Origin of the sequence: Micromonospora sp. NPDC049102 (genome assembly GCF_043197485.1) — a bacterium.
GTDB lineage: Bacteria > Actinomycetota > Actinomycetes > Mycobacteriales > Micromonosporaceae > Micromonospora.
The window spans coordinates 163,880-184,879 of record NZ_JBICTE010000009.1 but is presented as its reverse complement, the minus strand read 5'-3'; the positions used below and the strand labels follow the sequence as shown (position 1 = coordinate 184,879).

At 72.2% G+C, this 21,000-nt stretch carries 18 protein-coding genes, 2 pseudogenes and 1 riboswitch; of the genes and pseudogenes, 10 read left to right on the top strand and 10 right to left on the bottom strand.

The genetic code is table 11. The annotated features are described in order from the left end of the window. Positions 1–110 precede the first annotated feature (110 nt). Together ACGFH9_RS12740 and ACGFH9_RS12735 are read right to left on the bottom strand one after the other, a co-directional pair. Positions 111–996: pseudogene (locus tag ACGFH9_RS12740) on the bottom strand (IS5 family transposase). Between the two features lie 226 nt (positions 997–1,222). Then, positions 1,223–2,113, bottom strand: a complete 891-nt coding sequence (locus ACGFH9_RS12735; protein ID WP_393217954.1) for a glycosyltransferase — start codon at positions 2,111–2,113, stop codon at positions 1,223–1,225. Positions 2,114–2,320: 207 nt separating this feature from the next. Between ACGFH9_RS12735 and ACGFH9_RS12730 the strand changes: the two genes are divergently transcribed. From ACGFH9_RS12730 to ACGFH9_RS12715, 4 genes are all read left to right on the top strand, one after another. Continuing rightward, complete coding sequence (locus ACGFH9_RS12730) at positions 2,321–3,880, top strand: glycosyltransferase family 39 protein (RefSeq protein ID WP_393217951.1); 1,560 nt, start codon at positions 2,321–2,323, stop codon at positions 3,878–3,880. Between the two features lie 60 nt (positions 3,881–3,940). Next, the gene (locus ACGFH9_RS12725) at positions 3,941–4,672 is read left to right on the top strand and encodes a histidine phosphatase family protein (protein WP_393217948.1); all 732 of its coding nucleotides are present in this window, start codon (positions 3,941–3,943) and stop codon (positions 4,670–4,672) included. Further along, positions 4,656–5,525, top strand: coding sequence for an NAD(P)H-hydrate dehydratase (locus tag ACGFH9_RS12720; protein ID WP_393217945.1), 870 nt, complete (start codon positions 4,656–4,658; stop codon positions 5,523–5,525). The genes ACGFH9_RS12725 and ACGFH9_RS12720 overlap by 17 nt, the downstream gene beginning before the upstream one ends. Positions 5,526–5,620: 95 nt before the next feature. After that, the gene (locus ACGFH9_RS12715; protein WP_355238896.1) at positions 5,621–6,121 is read left to right on the top strand and encodes a hemerythrin domain-containing protein; all 501 of its coding nucleotides are present in this window, start codon (positions 5,621–5,623) and stop codon (positions 6,119–6,121) included. A 171-nt stretch (positions 6,122–6,292) separates the two neighbouring features. On the opposite strand, the pseudogene ACGFH9_RS12710 reads toward ACGFH9_RS12715, so the two are convergent. Further along, a pseudogene (locus ACGFH9_RS12710) lies at positions 6,293–6,517 on the bottom strand (SDR family NAD(P)-dependent oxidoreductase); the annotation flags it as partial. Between the two features lie 64 nt (positions 6,518–6,581). Further along, positions 6,582–6,671: riboswitch (ZMP/ZTP riboswitch) on the top strand. A gap of 18 nt (positions 6,672–6,689) precedes the next feature. On the opposite strand from ACGFH9_RS12710, the gene ACGFH9_RS12705 reads away from it, so the two are divergent. Beyond that, the gene (locus ACGFH9_RS12705) at positions 6,690–8,126 is read left to right on the top strand and encodes a glycine hydroxymethyltransferase (RefSeq protein WP_393217942.1); all 1,437 of its coding nucleotides are present in this window, start codon (positions 6,690–6,692) and stop codon (positions 8,124–8,126) included. Between the two features lie 76 nt (positions 8,127–8,202). On the opposite strand, the gene ACGFH9_RS12700 is transcribed toward ACGFH9_RS12705, so the two are convergent. The 6 genes from ACGFH9_RS12700 to ACGFH9_RS12675 all read right to left on the bottom strand — a co-directional run bounded on the left by ACGFH9_RS12700 (position 8,203) and on the right by ACGFH9_RS12675 (position 14,470). Beyond that, positions 8,203–8,463: a hypothetical protein gene (locus ACGFH9_RS12700; RefSeq protein ID WP_007460594.1), complete on the bottom strand. Its 261-nt coding sequence runs from the start codon at positions 8,461–8,463 to the stop codon at positions 8,203–8,205. Next, on the bottom strand, positions 8,463–9,779 hold the full coding sequence (locus tag ACGFH9_RS12695; RefSeq protein ID WP_393217939.1) for an aminotransferase class I/II-fold pyridoxal phosphate-dependent enzyme: 1,317 nt from the start codon (positions 9,777–9,779) through the stop codon (positions 8,463–8,465). Before ACGFH9_RS12695 ends, ACGFH9_RS12700 begins: the two co-directional genes overlap by 1 nt. Before the next feature lie 4 nt (positions 9,780–9,783). Then, a complete protein-coding gene (locus ACGFH9_RS12690) occupies positions 9,784–10,884 on the bottom strand; it encodes an alpha-hydroxy acid oxidase (protein WP_393217968.1) in 1,101 nt (366 codons plus the stop codon). Positions 10,885–10,891: 7 nt separating this feature from the next. Further along, complete coding sequence (locus tag ACGFH9_RS12685) at positions 10,892–11,878, bottom strand: alpha/beta hydrolase (protein ID WP_393217936.1); 987 nt, start codon at positions 11,876–11,878, stop codon at positions 10,892–10,894. Between the two features lie 9 nt (positions 11,879–11,887). Beyond that, positions 11,888–13,099 (bottom strand): cytochrome P450, encoded by a 1,212-nt coding sequence (locus ACGFH9_RS12680; protein ID WP_393217934.1) that lies wholly within the window; start codon positions 13,097–13,099, stop codon positions 11,888–11,890. A 66-nt stretch (positions 13,100–13,165) separates the two neighbouring features. Then, positions 13,166–14,470: an SGNH/GDSL hydrolase family protein gene (locus tag ACGFH9_RS12675; RefSeq protein WP_393217931.1), complete on the bottom strand. Its 1,305-nt coding sequence runs from the start codon at positions 14,468–14,470 to the stop codon at positions 13,166–13,168. A gap of 285 nt (positions 14,471–14,755) precedes the next feature. Here ACGFH9_RS12675 and ACGFH9_RS12670 point away from each other — a divergent pair, with 285 nt between their 5' ends. The 3 genes from ACGFH9_RS12670 to ACGFH9_RS12660 all read left to right on the top strand — a co-directional run bounded on the left by ACGFH9_RS12670 (position 14,756) and on the right by ACGFH9_RS12660 (position 18,548). Continuing rightward, complete coding sequence (locus tag ACGFH9_RS12670; protein ID WP_393217928.1) at positions 14,756–16,321, top strand: AMP-binding protein; 1,566 nt, start codon at positions 14,756–14,758, stop codon at positions 16,319–16,321. Continuing rightward, positions 16,318–17,541, top strand: a complete 1,224-nt coding sequence (locus ACGFH9_RS12665) for an MFS transporter (protein ID WP_393217925.1) — start codon at positions 16,318–16,320, stop codon at positions 17,539–17,541. The genes ACGFH9_RS12670 and ACGFH9_RS12665 overlap by 4 nt, the downstream gene beginning before the upstream one ends. A 101-nt stretch (positions 17,542–17,642) precedes the next feature. After that, positions 17,643–18,548 carry an aminoglycoside phosphotransferase family protein gene (locus ACGFH9_RS12660; RefSeq protein ID WP_393217922.1) on the top strand — a complete coding sequence of 302 codons (906 nt, stop codon included), beginning with the start codon at positions 17,643–17,645 and terminating at the stop codon, positions 18,546–18,548. A gap of 7 nt (positions 18,549–18,555) precedes the next feature. Here ACGFH9_RS12660 and ACGFH9_RS12655 read toward each other — a convergent pair whose 3' ends face one another. Further along, a complete protein-coding gene (locus tag ACGFH9_RS12655; protein ID WP_393217919.1) occupies positions 18,556–19,122 on the bottom strand; it encodes a hypothetical protein in 567 nt (188 codons plus the stop codon). A gap of 209 nt (positions 19,123–19,331) precedes the next feature. Here ACGFH9_RS12655 and ACGFH9_RS12650 point away from each other — a divergent pair, with 209 nt between their 5' ends. Together ACGFH9_RS12650 and ACGFH9_RS12645 are read left to right on the top strand one after the other, a co-directional pair. After that, positions 19,332–20,273: an exo-alpha-sialidase gene (locus ACGFH9_RS12650; RefSeq protein ID WP_393217916.1), complete on the top strand. Its 942-nt coding sequence runs from the start codon at positions 19,332–19,334 to the stop codon at positions 20,271–20,273. Positions 20,274–20,282: 9 nt separating this feature from the next. Beyond that, a complete protein-coding gene (locus ACGFH9_RS12645; protein ID WP_393217913.1) occupies positions 20,283–20,975 on the top strand; it encodes an SGNH/GDSL hydrolase family protein in 693 nt (230 codons plus the stop codon). Positions 20,976–21,000 lie beyond the last annotated feature (25 nt).

Genomic DNA, 21,000 nt, shown 5'->3' with positions numbered 1-21,000 from the left:
CAAGAGGGTGTCGAGGTCTTGCGTCACAACATGATCATCGGCACCCTCCCTTCATGCCCAGACATCGACCCCTGACATCGGAACTACTCGTCTAGGGCCTGTCCTGTCGATCATGGAAGCCAGATGATGGCGGCGATGAGGACGAGACTGGCCTGGTAGAGGGATGCTCGCTTGGCGTAGCGGGTGGCCAGGTCACGCCATTGCTTGAGCCGATTGAAACAGCGTTCCCGACGTTGCGTTTGCAGTAGAGCTGCTTGTCGAAGGCCGGTGGTCGTCCGCCGGCGCTGCCCTTGGCGGCCCGGCGGGCGACTTGGTCGCTGCGTTCGGGGATGACGTGCCGGATGCCTCGCTGCCGCAGGGCTCGGCGGGTCGAGTCATGCGCGTAGCCCTTGTCGGCAATCAGCACATCGGGTCGCTTGCGGGGCCGTCCGGGTCCGGGCTCGTTGACCCAGATCGCATCGAGCAACGCCAGGAGTTGAGGGTTGTCGCCGGCCTGGCCCGGGGTGAGCAGGATCGACAGCGGCCGGCCGCGTCCGTCGACGGCGAGGTGGATCTTCGTGCTCAGTCCGCCGCGCAATCGGCCGATGGCCTCGCCATCTTGCGCACCAGGCGTCGCCGGACTTGATGGGGAGCCCCTTTTTTGCGGGCGCCAGCGGAATGCTGGTGCGCCCGCACGATCGACGAGTCGATGCTGATCGTCCACTGCACCGGTGTGCCGTCGTCATGGACCTGCGCCGCGGCGAGGATCCGATCCCAGGTCCCAGCCGCGGTCCACCGCCGCAGCCGTTCGTGGCAGGTTTTCCACGGTCCGAAGCGTTCCGGCAGGTCACGCCACGGCGCACCCGTGCGCAGCTTCCACAAGATCCCATTGATGACCTGACGGTGATCCCGCCACCGCCCCCGCGCACCACCCGGCTCCGGCAGCAGCGGCGCGATCACCGCCCACGCCTCGTCGGTCAATTCACCACGACGTACCACCGGCACATCGTCAACGATCAACCACTACATGATCGACAGGACACGCCCTAGCCGGCCCCGATCACGTTGCCGACCCGCAGCGTGACATCCTCGATCAGACCGGCCCGGTCGGCCTCGGCGGCCGGCGTGGTGCAGCGCAGCTTGAAACTCGCGGTACGGCATCACCGGCGCCGGTCGCAGTCCCTCGGGCATCGAGGTGTCGACCGGTACCAGACGATCATGGCCGCCCCCTGGTCGTGGTCGCTCATCGGCCCGGCCCGAACGCGTGCCGCGACAGGCTCTTCACACCGGTCATTCGGCCGGCGAGGATCGCCGTCGGTAGCAGCGTGATGGCGTGCAGCCGGGACGACATGTAGCGGCGGGCCGCCCGGGCCGCCACGGGCCAGCCCTGCTCGTCCATCCGCCGGGCGACGTCGACGAAGAACGCCCGCGCCTCGTCGAACCGGGACCCGGTGACCGCGTCGGCGGCCGACTTGCTGACCGCGTGCCGCCGGTACTGGAAGCACAGGGTGGCGTCAATCGCCATCTGCTCGCCCCGCTGGATCAGATCGATCACCAGCGCGAGGTCCTGGATGACCTGGAGCTCCTCACGGAAGTTGACGGCCTTGAGCGCGTCCGTCCGCCAGCAGATCGACGGGAAGTAGAACCAGCAGCCGCGCAGCAGGCTGGCCGCCAGATCCTCGCCGCCCATCAGCGCCCGGGACTCGACGCGCGGTGCGTAGAGCCGCCGCTTGGCCTCGTCGACGATGGTGTTGACCACCGTGCCGTCGGCGTCGATGATCTCGACTCCCGGCTGCACCATACCGACGCCCGGGTACTGCTCGATCACCGACCGCACCGTCGCCACGTAGTTGGGGTGCATGATGTCGTCCGTGCCCATCATCACCAGGTACTCGTGTTCGGCGAGGCCGACGCACTTGCGGAAGTTGCCGGTGATGCCGAGGTTGCGCTCGTTGCGCTGGTAGCGCACCCGCTCGTCGGTGATCAGCGCGAACCACTCCGGCACGCCCGGCTCGGTACCGTCGTCGACCACGGTCAGCCGCCAGCCCGGGTCAGTCTGTGCCAGCACGCTGCGCACCGCCGCCTGCATGAGGGGCACGCTCCCGTAGTACGGCAACATGATGTCGACAATCATCGGTTTCCCGGGCCTTACTGTGCGTGGTGGACGTGCGCTACGGGCGCGGGCCACATTATCAGGCACGGCGTCCGAATCCAGCACCGGCGAAGCGGCCGCCGGCCGTCGCGACACCGCCTCGGCGCACCGGGGCGACGGCTCCGGTGACCTCTTTGCCGAGGGCTATCATCGGCGCGCCCACACTGCACGCCCCCGGATTGGACGCCGATGCCAGACCGTGCCGCCATCACGGACGCACCCCCCGCGCAGACCGACGTGGGCTCGCCCCCGCCGACCACCGAGCCGGCCCGCCGACGACTTCCGTTCGCCCGCCGGCTGGCGCTCAGTGTCTGGTTCTGGCCGACGGCATTCGCAGCTCTCGCGGTCGGGTGGCGACTCGGCAGCCCGGAGATGTGGCAGGACGAGTTGGTCACCGTCGACCTGGCGAACCGCTCCACCAGCCAGATCCTGGGCATGCTGAAAAACGTCGACGCCGTGCACGGCGCGTACTACCTGTTCATGCACGGCTGGGCAACCGTCTTCGGCAGCGGGCCGACCAGCCTGCGGGTGCCGTCGGCGCTGGCCATGGTTCTGGCCACCGCGTGCGTGGCGCTGGCCGGGCGACGGATCTTCGGCCAGACCGCCGGGATCGCCGGCGGGTTCACCTTTGCCCTGGTGCCCACGGTCACCCGTTTCGGGCAGGAGACCCGCTCGTACGCCTTCGTCGTCCTCGCCGCCGCCGCGGCCACGCTGTTCCTGCTCCGGGCGTTGGAGCGGCCGGGGTGGCTGCGCTGGGCGCCCTACACGCTCGCCGTGGCCGGTATTGGCCTGGTGAATGTGGTGGGTCTCACCCTGCTGATCGGGCACGGTCTGGCCGTGCTGATCCACTGCTGGCGGGAGCGGCGGTGGTGGTCGGTGGCATGGTTCGCGCTCGCCGCGTTGGCCGGTGTGGGCATCGCCGCCCCGGTGATCCTGCGCGGCATGAAGCAGGCGGGCCGGCAGATCAGCTGGATCCCGGACAGCGCGCCGTGGACGGTCTGGGAACAGGTCCTCGGCTCGGTGTTGCTGGCCTTCGCCGTCACCGCGCTGGCCGTGGTCGGTGTGCTGACCCACCTGCGCCGCGACAATGCCGCGCGGACCGTCATGTTCGCGCTCATCGTCGCCGTGCCGCTACCGGTGGTCCTGCTGGCCTCCACCGGCGACATCAACTACTTCTTCTCGAAGTACCTGCTCTTCGTCGTGCCGGCCTGGGCGGTGCTCGCCGGCGCGGGTCTCGCGGCCTTGCGCCGCGTCCCGCTGGTCGTGGTGAGTCTGGTGGTGCTCGCCGCCCTGAGCGTGCCCGGCCATCTCGCGCTGCGCGCCGAGTACTCGCACAGCTGGTACACCTATCCGCAGAAGCGAGCGTTCGCGCCGTTCGGGTACTCGGAGGCGGCGCGGGTCGTCGAGGCCGGTTACCAACCCGGCGACGGGCTGGTGGTCGGTGGCGCCTGGTGGTGGGCGGCCGAGGGCGGGGTTCGGTACTACCTTCCCAAGGACGTGAAGCTGCGCAACGTCTTCGAGCAGCGTTCCGCGGTCCAACGCAATGAGCTGTTCAACTCGGCCTGCACCAATCCCGCCCGTTGTCTGCACGGCGAGCCGCGGCTCTGGGTGCTACTGCCGACGGTCACCGACGCGCCGCTGACCGGACTGCCGAAGAAGCAGTCCGCCGCTCTCGCCGAGCGGTACGAGGTGGTCCGCGTCACGCACGTGACCGGGCTGACCGTGGCCCTGCTGCGCAAGCGCGGCTGAGCCGGCCCCGTCCCGGCGCGCGCACGGTTACGCCGTGCCGCGCCCGGGTAGGGGGTCGACATGGCGGAACTGTCGACGCTCTGGATCATCCGGCACGGGGAGAGCACCGCGAACGTGGCGGCCACCCGGGCCGAGGAGACCGGCGCGGACGTGATCGCAGTGAGCCACCGCGACGCCGACGTGCCGCTCTCGGACACCGGCGAGGAGCAGGCGCGGGCGACCGGCCGCTGGCTCGCCGGCCTGCCCGAGGACCGGCGGCCCGACGTGGCCGTGGTGTCGCCGTACCTGCGGGCGGTGTCCACGGCGAAGCTGGCGCTGCACGGCACCGGGGTGCCGGTGAGCCGCGACGAGCGGCTGCGCGACCGGGAGCTGGGCATCCTGGACGGCCTGACCGGGCACGGGGTGCAGCGGCGGTTTCCCGACGAGGCGGAGCGCCGCGCCCGATTGGGCAAGTTCTACTACCGGCCGCCCGGCGGTGAGGCCTGGACCGACGTGGCGCTGCGCCTGCGCGCGCTCCTCGGTGACCTGCGCCGTGACCACGAGGGCCAGCGGGTGCTGCTCTTCGGTCACGACGCGCTGGTCTTCCTGCTGCGCTACCTCCTCGAGGGCCTGACCGAGCCGGAGTTGATGGCGTTGACCCGCGAACACGTGATCGCCAACTGCTCGATCACCGACTGGTCCGCCGACGAGCAGGGCAGACTGCGGCTCGGCGGTTTCAACGAGGTCGGCCACCTGCACCGGCAGGGCGCCGAGGCGACCAGGGAGGACGAGATCCATGCCGAACCGGTCTGAGGTCCAGGTGATCACGCCGGCGCTGCTGCGGGACTGGGCGCTGCCCGTACCCGCCGGTGGCAAGGAGAGCCGGGGCACGGTGCTGGTGATCGGCGGCTCCCGCTTCACCCCCGGGGCGGTTCTGCTCGCCGGGGTGGCCGCGCTGCGCGCCGGCGCCGGGGTGCTCCAGCTCGCCCTCGCCGAGTCGACCGCGGCCGCGTTGAGCATCCAGGTGCCCGAGGCGCTGGTGGTGGGGCTGCCGGAGACGTCCGACGGCACGGTGGCCGCCGACCGGGCCGGCCAGCTCCGCGAGTTGGCCGGTGCGGCAGACGTGGTGGCCCTGGGCCCGGGGTTGACGGACATCGACGAGACCTCCCGTCTGCTGAACCTCGTCCTGGAGGCGGCCGGGCCGGACACCCCGCTGGTCCTGGACGCGTACGCCCTCGGCGCGCTCAGCCACGAGCCGAAGCTGCTGGTCGGCTCGGGCCGCCCGGTGGTGCTCACTCCCAACGTCACCGAGGCCGGTCACCTGCTCGGCCGGGACGCGGGCGACGACCTGAGCGCCGAGGCCGCCGAGCTGGCGCAACGGTACGAGGCGGTGGTCTCGCTCTACGGGCACGTGGCCGCCCCGGACGGGCGCGGGTGGCGGGAGGAGAGCGGCGACGCGGGCCTCGGCACGTCCGGCAGCGGAGACGTGCTCGCCGGCCTGCTGGCCGGGCTGCTCTCCCGAGGCGCCGACCCGGCGCAGGCCGCCTGCTGGGGTGCCTTCGCGCACGCCGTGAGCGGCCAACGGCTGATCCCCCGGTACGGCCGGATCGGTTTCCTGGCCCGGGAACTGCTCGACGAGATCCCGCGCACCCTGGCCACGGTCTGAGCAGGCGGTATCCGCCGCGTTCGTCCGTTTCGCCGCGCAGCCTCGGGGTACCGGATCGACACCAGCCAAGCTATCGAACAAGGGGGGGCACACCGGTGTCGACCGATGCCATCGTCCTGCTCAAAGAGGACCACAAGGAGATGCGCCGCCTGTTCAAGGCCTTCCAGGACGCCGAGGAGGGGCCGGCGAGCCAGCGGCAGAAGCTGGTGGACCAGATCCTGGAGGCCCTGACGGTGCACACCTACCTGGAGAACGAGGTGATGTACCCGGAGGTCCGCCGGCTCCTGCCCGACCTGGAGGACGACATCCTCGAGTCGTACGAGGAGCACCACGTGGCCGACCTGCTCTGCCTCGAACTGGCCAGCATGGACGCCAAGGACGAGCGCTTCACCGCCAAGACGACGGTGCTGATCGAGAACGTCACGCACCACGTCGAGGAGGAAGAGGAGGAGTGGTTCCCCAAGGTCCGCGAGGCGTTGGGCCGCAAGCAGCTCCAGGAGATCGGCGAGAAGATGATCGCGCTGCGCGCGGACGCGCCGCGTACCCCCACCGAGCCGAAGGCGATCAAGAAGGCGCGCGACGCCGTGACCGCCTGAGACGACCGTTCGTACCGAGGGGCCCGGCAGTGCCGAGCCCCTCGTCATGCCGCCCACCCCGCCCCCACCCCCAGCCCGCCGGCCCGGCGGGCTCCCCCGGCCCCCGGCGCCCCGCCCGGCGTTCAGCGCCAGCGCGTCCAGGGGACGTCCGATCGCGGCGACAGCGCTCACCAGCTCCTCGACGCCCTGCTCGGTGGACAGGTCGACGCATACCGGATGGATCTGGACGCCGCCGTCGCGGCGCAGCTTGTCGGCCGCCGCGGTGATGCCGGCGTCCTCGGCGGCCACGACCAGGTCGAATCCGTGCTCGGCGAACTGCACGGCCAGTTCGTACCCGATCCCGCTGGACGCTCCGGTCACCCGAGCTGACGGTCGGCCGGTGGTGGGTGTGGTCATGGGTGTCGACTCCTCTCGTGGCAGGGAGTCGCGCGGCTCGGCCGACGCCCGGCCCGGTAGGATCGGCGCGGGCCGTTACTGGCGCGTTGGGATGGACAACCATCGGGGAGCGGCCCCGTCACGAGGACGTTTGCCGAGCGCCTGGGCCTTCCGCACGTACGTAGGAGGTCGCATGTCGCACAACGCCGAGTCCACCGCCTTCCGGAGCGCCCTCGAGGTGATCCGGGCCGTCGAGCCGCGGGTGGCCGACGCCATCGGTGCCGAGCTGACCGACCAGCGGGAGTCCCTCAAGCTCATCGCCAGCGAGAACTACGCCTCCCCGGCGACGCTGCTGGCGATGGGCAACTGGTTCAGCGACAAGTACGCCGAGGGCACCGTCGGCCGCCGCTTCTACGCCGGCTGCCAGAACGTCGACACCGTCGAGGCGCTCGCCGCCGAACATGCCCGGGAGCTGTTCGGCGCGGCCCACGCGTACGTGCAGCCGCACTCGGGCATCGACGCCAACCTGGTCGCGTTCTGGGCGGTGCTCGCCGACCGGGTCGAGTCCCCCGCCCTCAAGAAGGCCCAGGTCCGCCAGGTCAACGACCTCACCGAGGCGGACTGGTTCGCACTGCGCCGCGAGCTGGGCAACCAGCGGATGCTCGGCATGTCGCTGGACGCCGGCGGGCACCTCACCCACGGCTTCCGGCCGAACATCTCCGGCAAGATGTTCGACCAGCGCAGCTACGGCACCGACCCGGCGACCGGCCTGATCGACTACGACCGGGTGGCCGAGGCGGCCCGCGAGTTCAAGCCGCTGATCCTGGTGGGCGGCTACTCGGCGTACCCCCGGAAGGTGAACTTCCGGATCCTGCGCGAGATCGCCGACTCGGTCGGCGCGACCTTCATGGTCGACATGGCGCACTTCGCCGGGCTGGTGGCCGGCAAGGTCTTCACCGGCGACTTCGACCCGGTACCGCACGCGCACATCGTCACCACCACGACCCACAAGTCGCTGCGCGGCCCGCGCGGCGGCATGGTGCTCTGCCAGCCGGAGCTGGCCGACCAGGTCGACCGGGGCTGCCCGATGGTGCTCGGCGGTCCGCTGCCGCACGTCATGGCCGCGAAGGCCGTCGCGCTCGCCGAGGCTCGCCGCCCGGACTTCGCCGACTACGCGCAGCGGATCGTGGACAACTCGCAGGCTCTCGCCGAAGGGCTGCTGCGCCGGGGCGCGACGCTGGTCACCGGTGGCACCGACAACCACCTGGTGCTGATCGACGTGTCCGGCTACGGGCTCACCGGCCGGCAGGCCGAGCAGGCACTGCTCGACTCGGGCATCGTCACCAACCGCAACTCGGTCCCGCAGGACCCGAACGGCGCCTGGTACACGTCCGGCATCCGGATCGGCACGCCGGCGCTGACCACCCGGGGGCTGGGCGCCGCCGAGATGGACCAGACGGCGGAGTTGATCCACACCGTGCTGACCAACACCACGGCCGGCGCCAACGCCGACGGCACCCCGTCCAAGGCGAAGTACACGCTCGACGCCGACCTGGCCGACAAGGTCTCCCGCCAGGCCACCGACCTGCTGGCCCCTCACCCGCTCTACCCGGGCATCGACCTGGCCTGACGGCCGACCCCGACCCCGCACGCCCCGTCGATCATGGAGCCGTGGTGCTTCCACGATCGACGGGGCGCGGCGGGAGTCAGTTCAGGGGGCGCTTCAGGTGGTAGCGGTGGACCTCGGTGCTGCCCTGGACGTTGTTGACGTCCTCGGCTGCCGACACCAGCTCCCAGCCCTCCCGGCCGGCGCGATTGAGGTGCGCGATGGCCGTGTCGCCGTAGGCGGTGATGTCCTTGCGTGACCCGTCCGGGCCGTACCAGACGAACGAGACGGTGAAATTGCGACCCTGTCCCTGATAGCGGCGGACGAGCAGGGCGTACTCCCAGGCAACCATGCGGCCCATTATGACCGTCCACCCAGGAGCTCGTCAGTGATGAGGGCGGCGAGCCGGTCCAATCCCACGTCGATCTGCTCCGGTGTCACCGCGCTGACCGACAGCCGCAGCGCCCGCACCGGCGCGGTGTCGTCGTAGAAGTGCGCCATCGGGGTCCAGAGCACGCCGTAGTTCCGCGCCGAGGTGTCCAGCAACGCGTCGTCGACCGTGAACGGCACCGTCACCACCACGAAGAACCCACCGGCCGGCACCGTCCAGCGCACCTCCGGGCGGTCCGCGAAGCGCCGGGCCAAGCCGGCCACCAGGTGACGCAGGTTGCGGGCGTACGCGGCCCGCTCCCGGGTGTTCGCGGGCACCAGGCTGCATCTGTGCTCCAACAGCCGGCCACCGATCACCGCCTGCGCGAGGGGTGAGGTGTTCACGGTGACCATGCTCTTGATCATGGCGAGCTGGTCGGCGAACGGGCCGAGCCGGCCGTCCGGTCCGGCCACCCGCTGGTCGGCGACCACGTAACCCACCCGCGCACCGGGCAGCACCGTCTTGGCGAAGGAGCCGAGATAGACGACCCGCCGGTCGGTGTCCAGCGCCTTCAGGGTCGGCGGACGCGGCCCGTCGGCGACGGCGAACAGCCCGTACGGGTTGTCCTCCAGCAGCAGCAGGTCCTCCTCGGCGGCCAGCGCCAGCAGCCGCTGCCGGTCGGCGACGTCGATGCTGACCCCGGACGGGTTGGCGAAGTCCGGCATCACGTAGCAGGCACGCGGCCGCAGGCCCGCGTCCCGGGCCCGACGCGCCTGGGCCCGCAGGTCGGCCAGATCCACACCGGACGGTCCGCCCGCGACCGGCCACACCGGCAGGTCCACCAGCCGGGCCGCACCGGTCAGCCCGACATAGGTCGGGGCGACCGCCAACAGCACGTCCGTCGGACCGGCCCGCAACGCCCGCAGCACCAGGAACATGGCCTCCTGGCAGCCGACGGTCACCACCACGGCCTCCGGGTCGACGGTGATCCCCTCGTCGAGGGCGAGGTTGCGGGCGACCAGGTGGTGAACGATGCCCTTGGTCCGGCCGTACTGCATCAGCAGCCGTCGCGCCTGCTCGGCCGAATGTCCCAGCTCGTCCACGAGGTGCCGGTGGAACGTGTCCAGGTGCCGGTGCACCGCGGCGACGTCGAGGAACTCCTCGTACGGGCGGCCGGCCGCGAGCGACACCGCCGCCGGGTACCGTTCGGACACCTCGTTGAGGAAGTTCATCGAGGTCAGCGCCGGATCGCCCAGCGCGGGGTGCAGGTCGGCGACGTCGAGGTCGGCCGGTTCGGTCAGGGCCACCGGATCAGCCCGTCCCGAGCGTCCGCAGCCCGGCCGCCGCCGTCGGATCGGCACAGCCGGCGAGGGTGAGCGCGTCCCGCACCTCGGCGGCGAGCAACGCCAACGCGTCCTGCGCGCCCTGCCGTCCTCCGACGGCGAGCGCCCAGAGCAGCGGACGGCCGACCAGGACGCCCGCCGCGCCCAGCGCCAACGCCCGCAGCACGTCGCTGCCGCCACGAATGCCGCTGTCGAGCAGCACCTGACAGCCGTCGCCGACCGCGTCGACGACCTCCGGCAGCATGGTGACGCTGGCCGGCGCGCCGTCCAACTGTCGACCGCCGTGGTTCGACACCACCACCGCGTCCGCCCCGATCCGCACCGCCTCGATCGCGTCGCGGGGATCCAGCACCCCCTTGACGACGAGCGGCAGGTCGACGTGCTCGCGCAGCCAGGCCAGGTCCGCCCAGCGCAGGGCCGAATCGAACGACGCGTCGGTGTGCGCGGCGATCGCGGAGACACCGGGAACGCCCGCGTGGGCGAGCGTGTCCCTGCCGTACGGCAGGTTGGCGGCGACCACGTCGGCCGGCAGTCGGAACGCGTTACGCAGGTCGCGGGGGCGTCGGCCGAGCACCGGGACGTCCACGGTGACGACCAGGGCGCGGCAGCCGGCCGTGACGACCCGGTCCAACAGGTCACGGACCAGGGTTCGGTCGCGCAGCCAGTAGAGCTGGAACCAGACCGGGGCGCCGGTGGCGGTGATCTGTTCGATCGGCGTGCTGCTCAGGGTGCTCGCCACGTACGGCACGCCAGCCGCGCGGGCCGCCGCCGCCAGGCCCGCCTCACCGTCCGGATGCACGAGCCGCTGGTAGGCCATCGGCGCCACCCCGACCGGCAGCGCGTACGACTGGCCGAGCAGCCGGGCTCCGGTGTCCACCGTGTCCCGGCCGCGCAGCACCCGGGGCAGCACGGCGACCCGGTCCAGCGCGACCCGGTTGGCGGCCAGGGTCACCTCCGCCCCGCCACCGCCGGAGACGTAGTCCCACACGTCCGGGGCCAGCACCGCCCGCGCCCGCTCCCCGTAGTCGGCGAACGTCACTTCGGGCGTCGCGGTCGGCCGGTCGGCCAGGGCAGGCTCAACCACCGCGTACCCCCGTGCCCTCCGGCTCGGCCGGAGCCGCCTGTCGATCCGCCGGCAGCCCGAACCGGTCCCGCAGGAACGCGGCGGCGCTGTCCTGTGCGCGCCGGCCGTCGGTGAACACGCCGGGCATGGCGAAGAAACCGTGGATCATGCCCGGGTAGTGGTCGACGCGGGCGGGCACACCGGCGGCGCCGAGCCGCTCGGCGTAGCGCTGCCCCTCGGCGCACAGCGGGTCCAGCTCAGCGGTGATCACCAGGGCCGCCGGCAGGCCGGACAGGTCGTCGGCGCGCAGCGGCGACGCCAGCGGGTCCCGCGACTGCTCCGGTTCGGCCAGGTAGTGCGTCCGGTACCAGGCCACCGAGTGGCGGTTGAACAGGGTGGGGTCGTCGCCGACCGGGCCGGACGGCTCACCGCCGATGTCGGTGTTCGGGTAGACCAGCAGTTGCGCGGCGAGCGCGGGGCCGTCCGCACGGCACAGCAGGGTCACCGCCGCGGCGAGGTTCCCACCGGCGCTGTCCCCGCCCACCGCCAGCCGGGTCGGGTCCACGCCGAACCGGTCGGCGTTCCCGGCGATCCAGACGGTCGCGGCGTGACAGTCGTGCACCGCCGCCGGAAAGGGGTGCTCCGGCGCCAACCGGTAGCCGACGGTCACCACCTGGCAGGGCACCGCGTTGGCCAGCCGTCGGCAGATGCCGTCGGCGGTGTCGATGCTGCCGAGCGTCCAACCACCGCCGAAGAAGTACAGCAGGGTGGGCAGTGGACCCGACCCGGCCGGCCGGTACACGCGGACGGGCAGGTCACCGCCCGGGCCGGGGACGTGCTCGTCGCGTACCTCGAAGACCTGCTCGACCGCGCCGCCGCCGGCGCGGATCGCGGCCAGGTCCGCGGCGCGGGCCTCGGCGAGGGTCTGCGTGTACAGCGGCGGTGTGCCCGCCGCGGCGCGGGCGGCGCGGTAGGCCGCCACCTCCGGGTGCAGGGCCATGCTGATCTCCTATCCGCCGGTGCTGACCAGCAGCTTGTCGATGCCACGCAGGAAGAGGCTGCCGCTGTACGCCGGGGTCTCGGTGACCGCGAGCCGGGGGAACCGGGCGAACAGGCGGGGCAGCGCGAGACGTCCCTCCAGTCGGGACACCGCCGCGCCGAGACAGAAGTGCGGGCCCACCCCGAAGGCCAGCGACGGCGGGCCGGCGCGGGTGGGATCGAAGACGTCCGGATCGGGGAACCGCGCCGGATCGCGGTTTGCCGCGCCGACGATGATCAGCACGTTGGCATCCCGGGCGACCGGAACACCGGCCAGCACCGTGTCCTCCGGCGCGGCCCGGGCGAGGAAGTGCACGGGACTCTGCAGGCGCAGTACCTCGTCGACGCATCCGGAGGCGAGGGCGTCGTCGGTGGGCAGCGCGGCGACCGTCTCCGGGTGGGCCAGCAGCAGCGGCAGGCCGTTGCTGAACATGTAGACGGTGGTGACGAAGCTGGCGTTGAACAGCACGATCAGATTGCTGATCAACTCCTCCTCGGTCAGCTCCACCTCCCCCGAGCCGACCGCCTCCACCAGCGCGCTGATCAGGTCCTCGCCGGGCGTACGGCGGCGGTGGGCCAGCAGGTCCCGGTAGAACGCCCGCAGCTCCTGCGCCGCGGTGTTGGCCGCGGCCAACCGCTGCGGGGTCTTGCCGGCCACGTCCAGGAACTCGTCGATGCGGTCCACCCGATCCCGGTACCAGGGCAGATCCCCCGCCGGGATGCCGATGAACTCGGCCATCACCAGGGCGGGAATCGGGTACGCGAAGTCGGCCACGAAGTCGACGACGCTGTCACCGGCGTCGGCTATCCTGTCCAGCAACTCGTCGACGACGCGCAGGATCACCGGCTCCAGGGCGCCGAGGCGGCGCGGGGTGAAGGTGCGCGAGAAGACCTGCCGCATCCGGGTGTGGTCGGGCGGGTTGATGAACATCATCGACGTCTGGAAGGTCTGCAGGATCTCGTGCTCCTCCCAGCCGGGCGGCGGCTGTTTGGTCCACCGGGGATCGCGCAGCATCTGATCGATCACGTCGTAGCCGACCGCCACCGCCGCCACCGTGCGGTGCTCGGCGCGCGGCGGCACCGCGCTGACCGGCCCGAGCCGGTGCAGGCGCGCGTACCACGGGTACGGATTCTGGCGGCCCTCTTCGCTGTAGAGGCCGGTGAGCAGGTCCTGCACCGTCATGACGTACTCCTCCCCAGGATGTCGGTGCTCCGGGGGCGGCGGGGTCGCCCCGCCGCCCCCGGGGTGTCACAGGCCGAGCAGCCGTAACGGCACGGCGTCGGCCATCGCCTTGTTGCCGGCGTCGTTCGGGTGGATGTGGTCCCCCGAGTCGTACGCGGGCAGCAACTGGCTGGGCCTGGCCGGGTCACGCAGCACCCGGTCGAAGTCCAGCAGTCCGTCGAACTCCCGGCTGCCCCGCAGGTACGTGTTCACGGCCTGCCGGGTGGCCTCCTTCTCCGGCGTCCACACGCCCGGAGCGCCATGCCCCTCGTACGGCGTCAGCGTGGCCACCAGGCTGGTCAGCCCGCGTTGCTGGAGCTGCTGGTTGATCTGCCGCAGGGTGGCGATGATCGCCTCCGGCGAGTCGTTGGACATCCAGATGTCGTTGATGCCCAGGTGCGTGACGACGGTACGCACCCCGGTCTGGGCGAAGACGTCCTCGTTGAGGCGGGCCGCCGCGTTCGGACCGAGCTGGAAGTAGCCGGGGTAGTCGGCCGCGCCCGGCTCGGTGCCCTCGTGGTTGAGGCGGTTGCCGGCGAGGCTGAGGTTGAGCACGCCCGGGGTGCGCTTGTCGGGCCGGTCGGCGAGCAGCCGGTCGGAGAGCAGGTCGGGCCAGCGCCGGTTCGCGTTGACGGTGCTGCCGTTGCCGTCCCCGATGGAGTCGCCGAGCACGACAAGCGCCCCCGGGCTGGCCCTGCGCTGCACGTCGACACCGGACAGGAAGAACCAGCAGCAGGTGGGACGGATGGTGAAGCCCGCGCCGTCGGCCGCCCCGGTCAGGTCACCGGCGCCGACGAAGTTCGTCTGCTGGGACTGCCCGTGGAAGGTGGTCGGCCCGGTCGGCGTCGGGAAGTGCAGGGTGATGACCAGGTCGCTGTCGTCCGCGACGGCGAAGGTCAGCGGGTCGCTGAGCAGCTCCGCGCCCCGGTTCATGGTCGCCGAGGCCCCGCCGGTGAAGGTCAGCGCGCGCAGCGTGGCCGGGTCGATGTCGGACACGTCGTCGACGGTCGCGGTGTTCGGTCGGGCGACGGTGGCGCGGCCCACCCGGACCGCCTGCTCGCCGTAAAGGTTACTCAGCCGTACGCGCAGCGCCGGGCCACCCACCGAGACGTGCACGACCATCCGGACGCTCTGGTCGTTCAGGCCGGTGTTGGTCAGACCGACCGAGTTTCCCCGGGTGACGGCCGCGGCCCAACTGCCCGCCCACTCGTCGCGGTCCGGCCGGCCGGCGGCGGTAGGCGATCCACCAGCGGTGGCGACGACGGCGGGTGTTCCCGTGACCAGTAGCGCCGCGACCGCGGCGACCACGTGCCATCTCTTCGGGGTCGACATTGAACCTCCATCGTGTGGCAGCCCAGGGCCATCCGCTGACGGCTCCCGCCTGGACGATGGTCCAGAAACCTAGCCGCCGCCGATGACGGGCGTCAATCGACTGATCGACACGATCAAATGTCCTCCGGGCCTGCGGTTTCGCCCTTCGGCCCGGTCCCGGCGCGCCCTCGCCGGCCTAGGCTCGCAGGCGGCGGCGGTGCGGTCGCCGAACACGCCCTCACCGCCCGCGACGTCGCCGGGAACCGACCCGGAGACCGCCGCTCGAATCCGATGGGGGTTTGCCGGATGATTGACAGACCCGGGCACGCGACCTATGTGGACAGGGCGCTCGACCTCTTCGCCGACTTCGGCGACCGGGAGGCGCTGGTCGGCGGCGGGCAGCGCCTCACCTACACCCAGGCCGCCGCTCGCACACGCGCGATGGCCGCCGCCCTGACCCGCCACGGTGTACGGCCCGGGGCGGCGGTGCTGGTGACCATGGCGAACGCCGTGGAGGGTCCACTGCTCCAGCTCGCGCTGCACCTGATCGGCTGCCGGACGATGTGGGTCGCACCGGTCACCGCCCGCCGGGAGGTCGACGAGTTCATCCGGCTGGCCCGCCCCGACGCCCTCGTCTACGACGCCCGTGACCCGGCCAGCCTGGGGCCGGAGCTGGCTGCCGCGCTGCCCGGCGTACCGGTGTGCCGCCTGGGTCCCGGCGGCGCGGGCCCGGACCTCACGGCCGACACCGGGCCGGACGGTCCCGTGTCGCTGCCGACGGCCGCCGCCGCTCCGGAGTCGTTCCTCCAGACCAGCGGCACCACCGGTGCGCCGAAGCTGGTGCACCACACCGAGAGCTTCTACGCCCAGATCCTCACCCTCGCTGCCGACTTCCGCGCGGCCGGGTTCCCGCTGCTACGGCACCTGTCGCACTCGCCCATGTGGCTGGCCAGCGGGCAGATCACCACCCTGTTCAACCTGTTCACCGGCGGAGTGCTGTTCCTGCGCGACGACTGGGACCCGACGGCGTTCGTGGCCACCGTGCAGCGGGAACGGATCAACTCCACCTTCGTGACCCCGCCGATGCTCTACGAACTGCTGGACCACCCGGCGCTGGTGGGCGCCGACTTCTCCGCGATGTTCATGTTCAACGTGGGCGCCGGGCCCGCCGCGCCCGCCCGGCTGCGCCAGGCCATCGCGCGGTTCGGCCCGGTCCTGCGCATCGTGTACGGCCTCAGCGAGGCCGTCGTGATCACCGCGCTGCCCGGGCTGACCGACGACCCGGAGCACCCGGAACGGCTGCGCTCCTGCGGGCGACCATACGGCGACGTGCGGATCGAGATCCGCGACGACGACGGCGCCGTGCTGCCACCAGGGCACGACGGCGAGGTGTGGGTGCGCAGCCGGCTCAGCTTCGCCGGCTACCACGGGCAACCCGAGCTGACCGCGCAGACGCTCGTCGACGGCTGGGTCCGCACCCGCGACATCGGCCACCTCGACGAGGACGGCTACCTCTACCTGGTCGACCGGGCGCACGACATGATCGTCACCCACCGGCGGAACTGGGCCATCTTCTGCCGCCCGATCGAGGACGTGCTGGCCGGGCACCCACAGGTACGGTCCGCCGCCGTGATCGGCGTACCGGACGAGGAGGTCGGCGAGGTGCCGTTCGCGTACGTGGTGACCGCGCCGGACGCGACAGTGACGGCGGCGGAGCTGATCGACCTGGTGACCGCCGAGCTGAACGAGATGTGGGCGCCCGCCGGGGTCAGGTTCGTCGACAGGTTGCCGGTGAACCGTTCGGTCAAGGTGGACAAGCGGGCGCTGCGCGCGGAGTACGCCGCGCGGCGGGCGGCGGCGGTCGGCGCGTGACACCCCGCCGCCAGTTGGTCGTCCTGGTCGGCGCGGACCTGGTCTCCAACCTGGGTACGCGCATCTCGGTGGTGACCATCCCCTGGCTGGTGCTGGTCACCACCGGCAGCCCGACCAAGATGGGTCTGGTCGCGTTCGCCGAGACGCTGCCGTACCTGCTCTCCAGTGCCCTCGGCACGCCCTGGGCGGACCGGATGGGCCTGCGCCGGACCTCGATCCTGTGCGACGCGGGCAGCGCGGTGGCCATGGTCGTCGTCGCGCTGACCCCGTGGCTGGGCTTCGCCCCCCTGGTGGCGCTGGTCGCGGTCGCCGGGGCGTTGCGCGGCATCGGGGACCGCGTCAAGCACGTCATGTTCCGGCCGGTCGCCGAGGCCGCCGGGGTACCCCTGATCCGTCTCACCTCGGCGTACGACGGGTTGAGCCGGGTCGTGACGTTGTTCGGCGCCGCCGTGGGTGGCCTGTTGATCGCCGCGTTCGGGGTGACCGAGGCGATCCTCATCGACGCGGCCAGCTTCGGGATCTGCGCGCTGGTCATCGGCCTGCTCGTGCGCCCCGAGGCCGCCCCGACGACCCCCGCCGCGCCGGTGGGCTACCTCCGCGCGCTGCGGGACGGCTTCGGCTACCTCGGTCGGGACCGGCCGCTGCTGGGCATGCTGGGGGTCGTCGCGGCGCTGAACATGGTGGCAAACGCGAGCGTGGCCGTCTACATCCCGTTCTGGGTCGCCCGGGAACTGCACGGTCCGAGCGGCCTCGGCCTCGTGCTGGCGGCGTTCTCGGCAGGCGCGCTGCTGGGAAACGTGGCGTTCACCGCACTCGGACCCCGGCTGCCCGGCCGACTGACGTTCCTGATCGGCGCGACGGTCGCCGGCACACCCCGGCTGGTCGCCCTGGCGATCAGCGACGAACTGCCGGTCGTCCTCGTGGTCACCTTCCTGTCCGGAATCGGCATCGCGGCGGTCAATCCACTGCTCGGTGTGGCGCTCTACGAACGGGTGCCACCGGACCTGCAGACGCGGGTGCTCGGCATCGCCGGTTCGCTGGCCTTCGTCGGCCTGCCGGTGGGCGCGCTGCTCGGCGGCTGGTCGGTGGACGCGTTCGGCCTCACCCCGGCGCTGCTGGCCATGGCGGCAGCCTGCCTGCTCGTCACCGCATTCCCGTTGGTGGCCAGGGCGTCCAACCCGAAGGCGCCGACGCGACCCACACCTGCCGCCACCGCCTGACGTCCTGCTGCCCGGCACCTGTCCCGAGCGCTGGCTCGACCTGTCCCACTGTCGGCGCAAATCGGTTGCGGGCGGCCGGCGGCGCCCGCAGGCTCGGGCGGATGAGCGCACAGCCCGCACCCGACGTGCCGCACAGTGACGAGACGACGACCCGACGCATCGACGTGGGCCTGGTCCGCCACCTGGTCGCCGAGCAGTTCCCGCAGTGGGCCGACCTGCCGGTGCGCCCGGTCGAGGTGGGCGGCTGGGACAACCGGACCTTCCACCTGGGCGACGAGATGACCGTCCGGCTGCCCAGCGGCGAGGGATACGTGCTCCAGGTAGCCAAGGAGCAGCGTTGGCTGCCCGTGCTCGGCCGGCGGCTCCCGCTGGAGATCCCCGTGCCGCTGGCCCAGGGCCGACCGGGCGCAGGTTATCCGTACTCCTGGTCGGTCTACCGCTGGATCGACGGACACACCGCGCGGCCCGAGCGGATCGACGACCTGACCCGGTTCGCGACGGACCTCGCGGCCTTCCTGCGGTCCCTGCGCGCCGTCGACGCCACCGGCGGCCCGGCGGCCGGCGGGCACAGCGCCTGGCGCGGAGGACCACTGTCCACCTACGACGCCGAGACCCGGGCGGCGATCAAGACCCACCGCGACCGGCTACCGGTCGACGCGGTCACCGCCATCTGGCAGGACGCTCTCGACGCCACCTGGGCGGGGCCGCCGGTGTGGTTCCACGGCGACGTCGCGTACGCCAACCTGCTGGTCCGCGACGGGCGGCTCGCCGCGGTCATCGACTTCGGCTGCTGCGGCGTCGGCGACCCCGCCTGCGACACGGTGATCGCCTGGACCCTGCTGCACGGCGCCAGCCGGGCCGCGTTCCGCGACGCGGTCGACGTCGACGCGGCTACCTGGAAGCGCGGACGCGGCTGGGCGCTGTGGAAGGCGCTGATCACCCTCGACGGTCCGGACCCCGCCGGGGCCCGACGCGTGATCGACGAACTGCTCGGCGAGCAGCGTTGAGGCATTCTCAGGGGCCAGCCGCCGCCGGAGTCGGGTGTTCGGTGCGGCAGCGTGGGCAGCGCAGCCGCGACCCGGCGGCCCGGGGCACCCGCAGCCGTTGACCGCAGGCGCAGGCGAACACCGGTTGCGCTGCCCGCAGGTAGTCGTCGCGGGTACGCCGGGGCCAGCTCCCGTGGCAGCGGTGGCAGCGCTTCGGCGGATAGCTGTGGTAGTGGGCCAGCCCGAACGCGCCCAGGAGCATCACTGTGGCGCTGACCGGCAGACCCAGCAGTACGACGAGAGCGGGCATCCCCGCGCCGAACACCAGTGCGCCGACCACCGTGAACAGCAGCACCGGCACGCCGAGCAGCAGGCCCGCGAATCCCCACGTGAACGTGAGCAGCGACGGCACGAAGAGCGGCCACACCCCGCCGGGCGCCCAGCGGGCCACACCGTACCCGCCGCAGCGCGGGCAGTTCGGTGAAGCCGCGTGCGGCACCGACCCCAACGCCTTCGGCGCCAGCCACTCGACGACCCTCTTGAGGATCTCCTCGACCACCTTGCTGGCCAGGGCCTCAATGAACGATGTGAGCACCCCCGCCACCTCCTGACCGACGCGTCCGACCCACCGTCAATCGTGACGGACCGTCGCCACCCGACCACTCCAGCGCGCCGACGCCTTTCCGACAGGCCATCGTTCGTCAGCCGTTCGCCGCGCGGTCGTCCGGACGTCGGCGGCAGCGCCTACCGTCGGCCGTCGTCACCGGGACGTACCGCCCACCAGCGCCAGGAGGCCCGTCGCGCATGACGTCGTCATCCATCCACCGCACCGCCGCCGAGGTCGTCGCCGTACACCGGATCGGCGACAGCGCGCCGCACAGCGCGTTCACCGACCTCGTCCGGTACGCCGATATGTGGTTCTGCGCGTTCCGCGAGGCCGACAGCCACCTCTCCGACGACGGTGTGATCCGGGTGTTGACCTCGACGGACGGTCGGGCGTGGAGTGCCGCGGCGGTCATCCGGGCGGCCGGCGTCGACCTGCGTGACCCACGGTTCGTGGCGCGGCCCGACGGGCGGCTGCAACTGCTGGCGGCGGCGAGGACCGATGCGTTCACGACGGTGTCCTGGCTCTCCGACGACGGCCGCGCCTGGGGCGACCCGACGTCGGTCGGCGAGCCGGACGTCTGGGTGTGGCAGGCCGCCTGGCACGACGACGCGATGTACGGCGTCGGCTACGCCACCCGGCGGCCGAGGTTCGCCCGGCTCTACCGCAGCGTCGACGGGCTCGACCTGCGGCCGTGGGTGCCGACGCTGTTCGAGGGCGGCTACCCCAACGAGTCCGGATTGGCCTTCGCCCCGGACGGCACGGCGCACTGCCTGCTGCGCCGCGACGGCGACAGCGCCACCGCGCAGCTCGGGCGGGCGCACCCACCGTACCGGGAGTGGACGTGGACCGACCTGGGCGTACGGGTCGGTGGCCCGGCGCTGCTGCGGCTGCCCGACGGGCGGCTGGTCGCCGGGGTACGCCTGCTCGACGGCGACGTCCGCACCGCGATCTGCACCGTCGACGAGAAGCGCGGTGAGCTGACCGAGCTGGTCGCGCTGCCCTCCGGAGGCGACACCAGCTACCCGGGGCTGGTGTGGCACGACGACAGGCTCTGGGTCAGCTACTACTCCTCCCACGAGGAGCGGACCTGCGTGTACCTGGCCGAGGTCAGCCTGGCCGAGGAGGCGGTGGTCGGCTAGCGTGCCGGCATGCCATCGACGCTGAGCGAATCGACGGACCCGTACTGTCTGCGTCCCGGCGAGGCCGCCGAACTGCTGCACGACCACCCGTGGCGACGGTTCGTGGCACTCGGCGACAGCGTCGTGGAGGGCATGTGCGAGCCGACGCCGGGCTACCCGGACGTGCAGTGGGTCGACCGGCTCGCCGCAGAGCTGAGGGTCGTACGCCCCGAGCTGGCGTACGCGAATCTGGGCCGGCGCGGACTGCGCGCGCACCAGGTGCGGGCCACCCAGCTCGCCCCGGCGCTGGCGTTCACGCCGGACCTGGCGCTGGTGGTCTGCGGTGGCAACGACGCCTTCTCCCCGGCGTACGACGCGGACGCGGTGGACGCCGAGTTGACCGCGATGATCGGCGCGCTACGGGACGCGGGCGCGGACGTGATCACCGTCGGGATGTTCGACGTGTCGCACAGCCCGGCCGTGCCCGAGCACGTGCGGGCCGGCCTCGGCGAGCGGATGCGCCGACTCTCCGCCCGCACCGCACGGCTGGCCGAACGCCTCGGAACAATCCACGTGCACCTCACCGACCATCCGCTCACGGCCGATGCGACCCTCTACAGCACCGACGGCCGCCACGGCAGTGCCCGCAGCGACGCGATAGCGACAGCCGAAACCCTCCGCGCCCTGTCCCGTCACCTCCGCCCCTCACCCCGTCGATCATGAAGTTGTTGTCGACCGCATCGGCGTG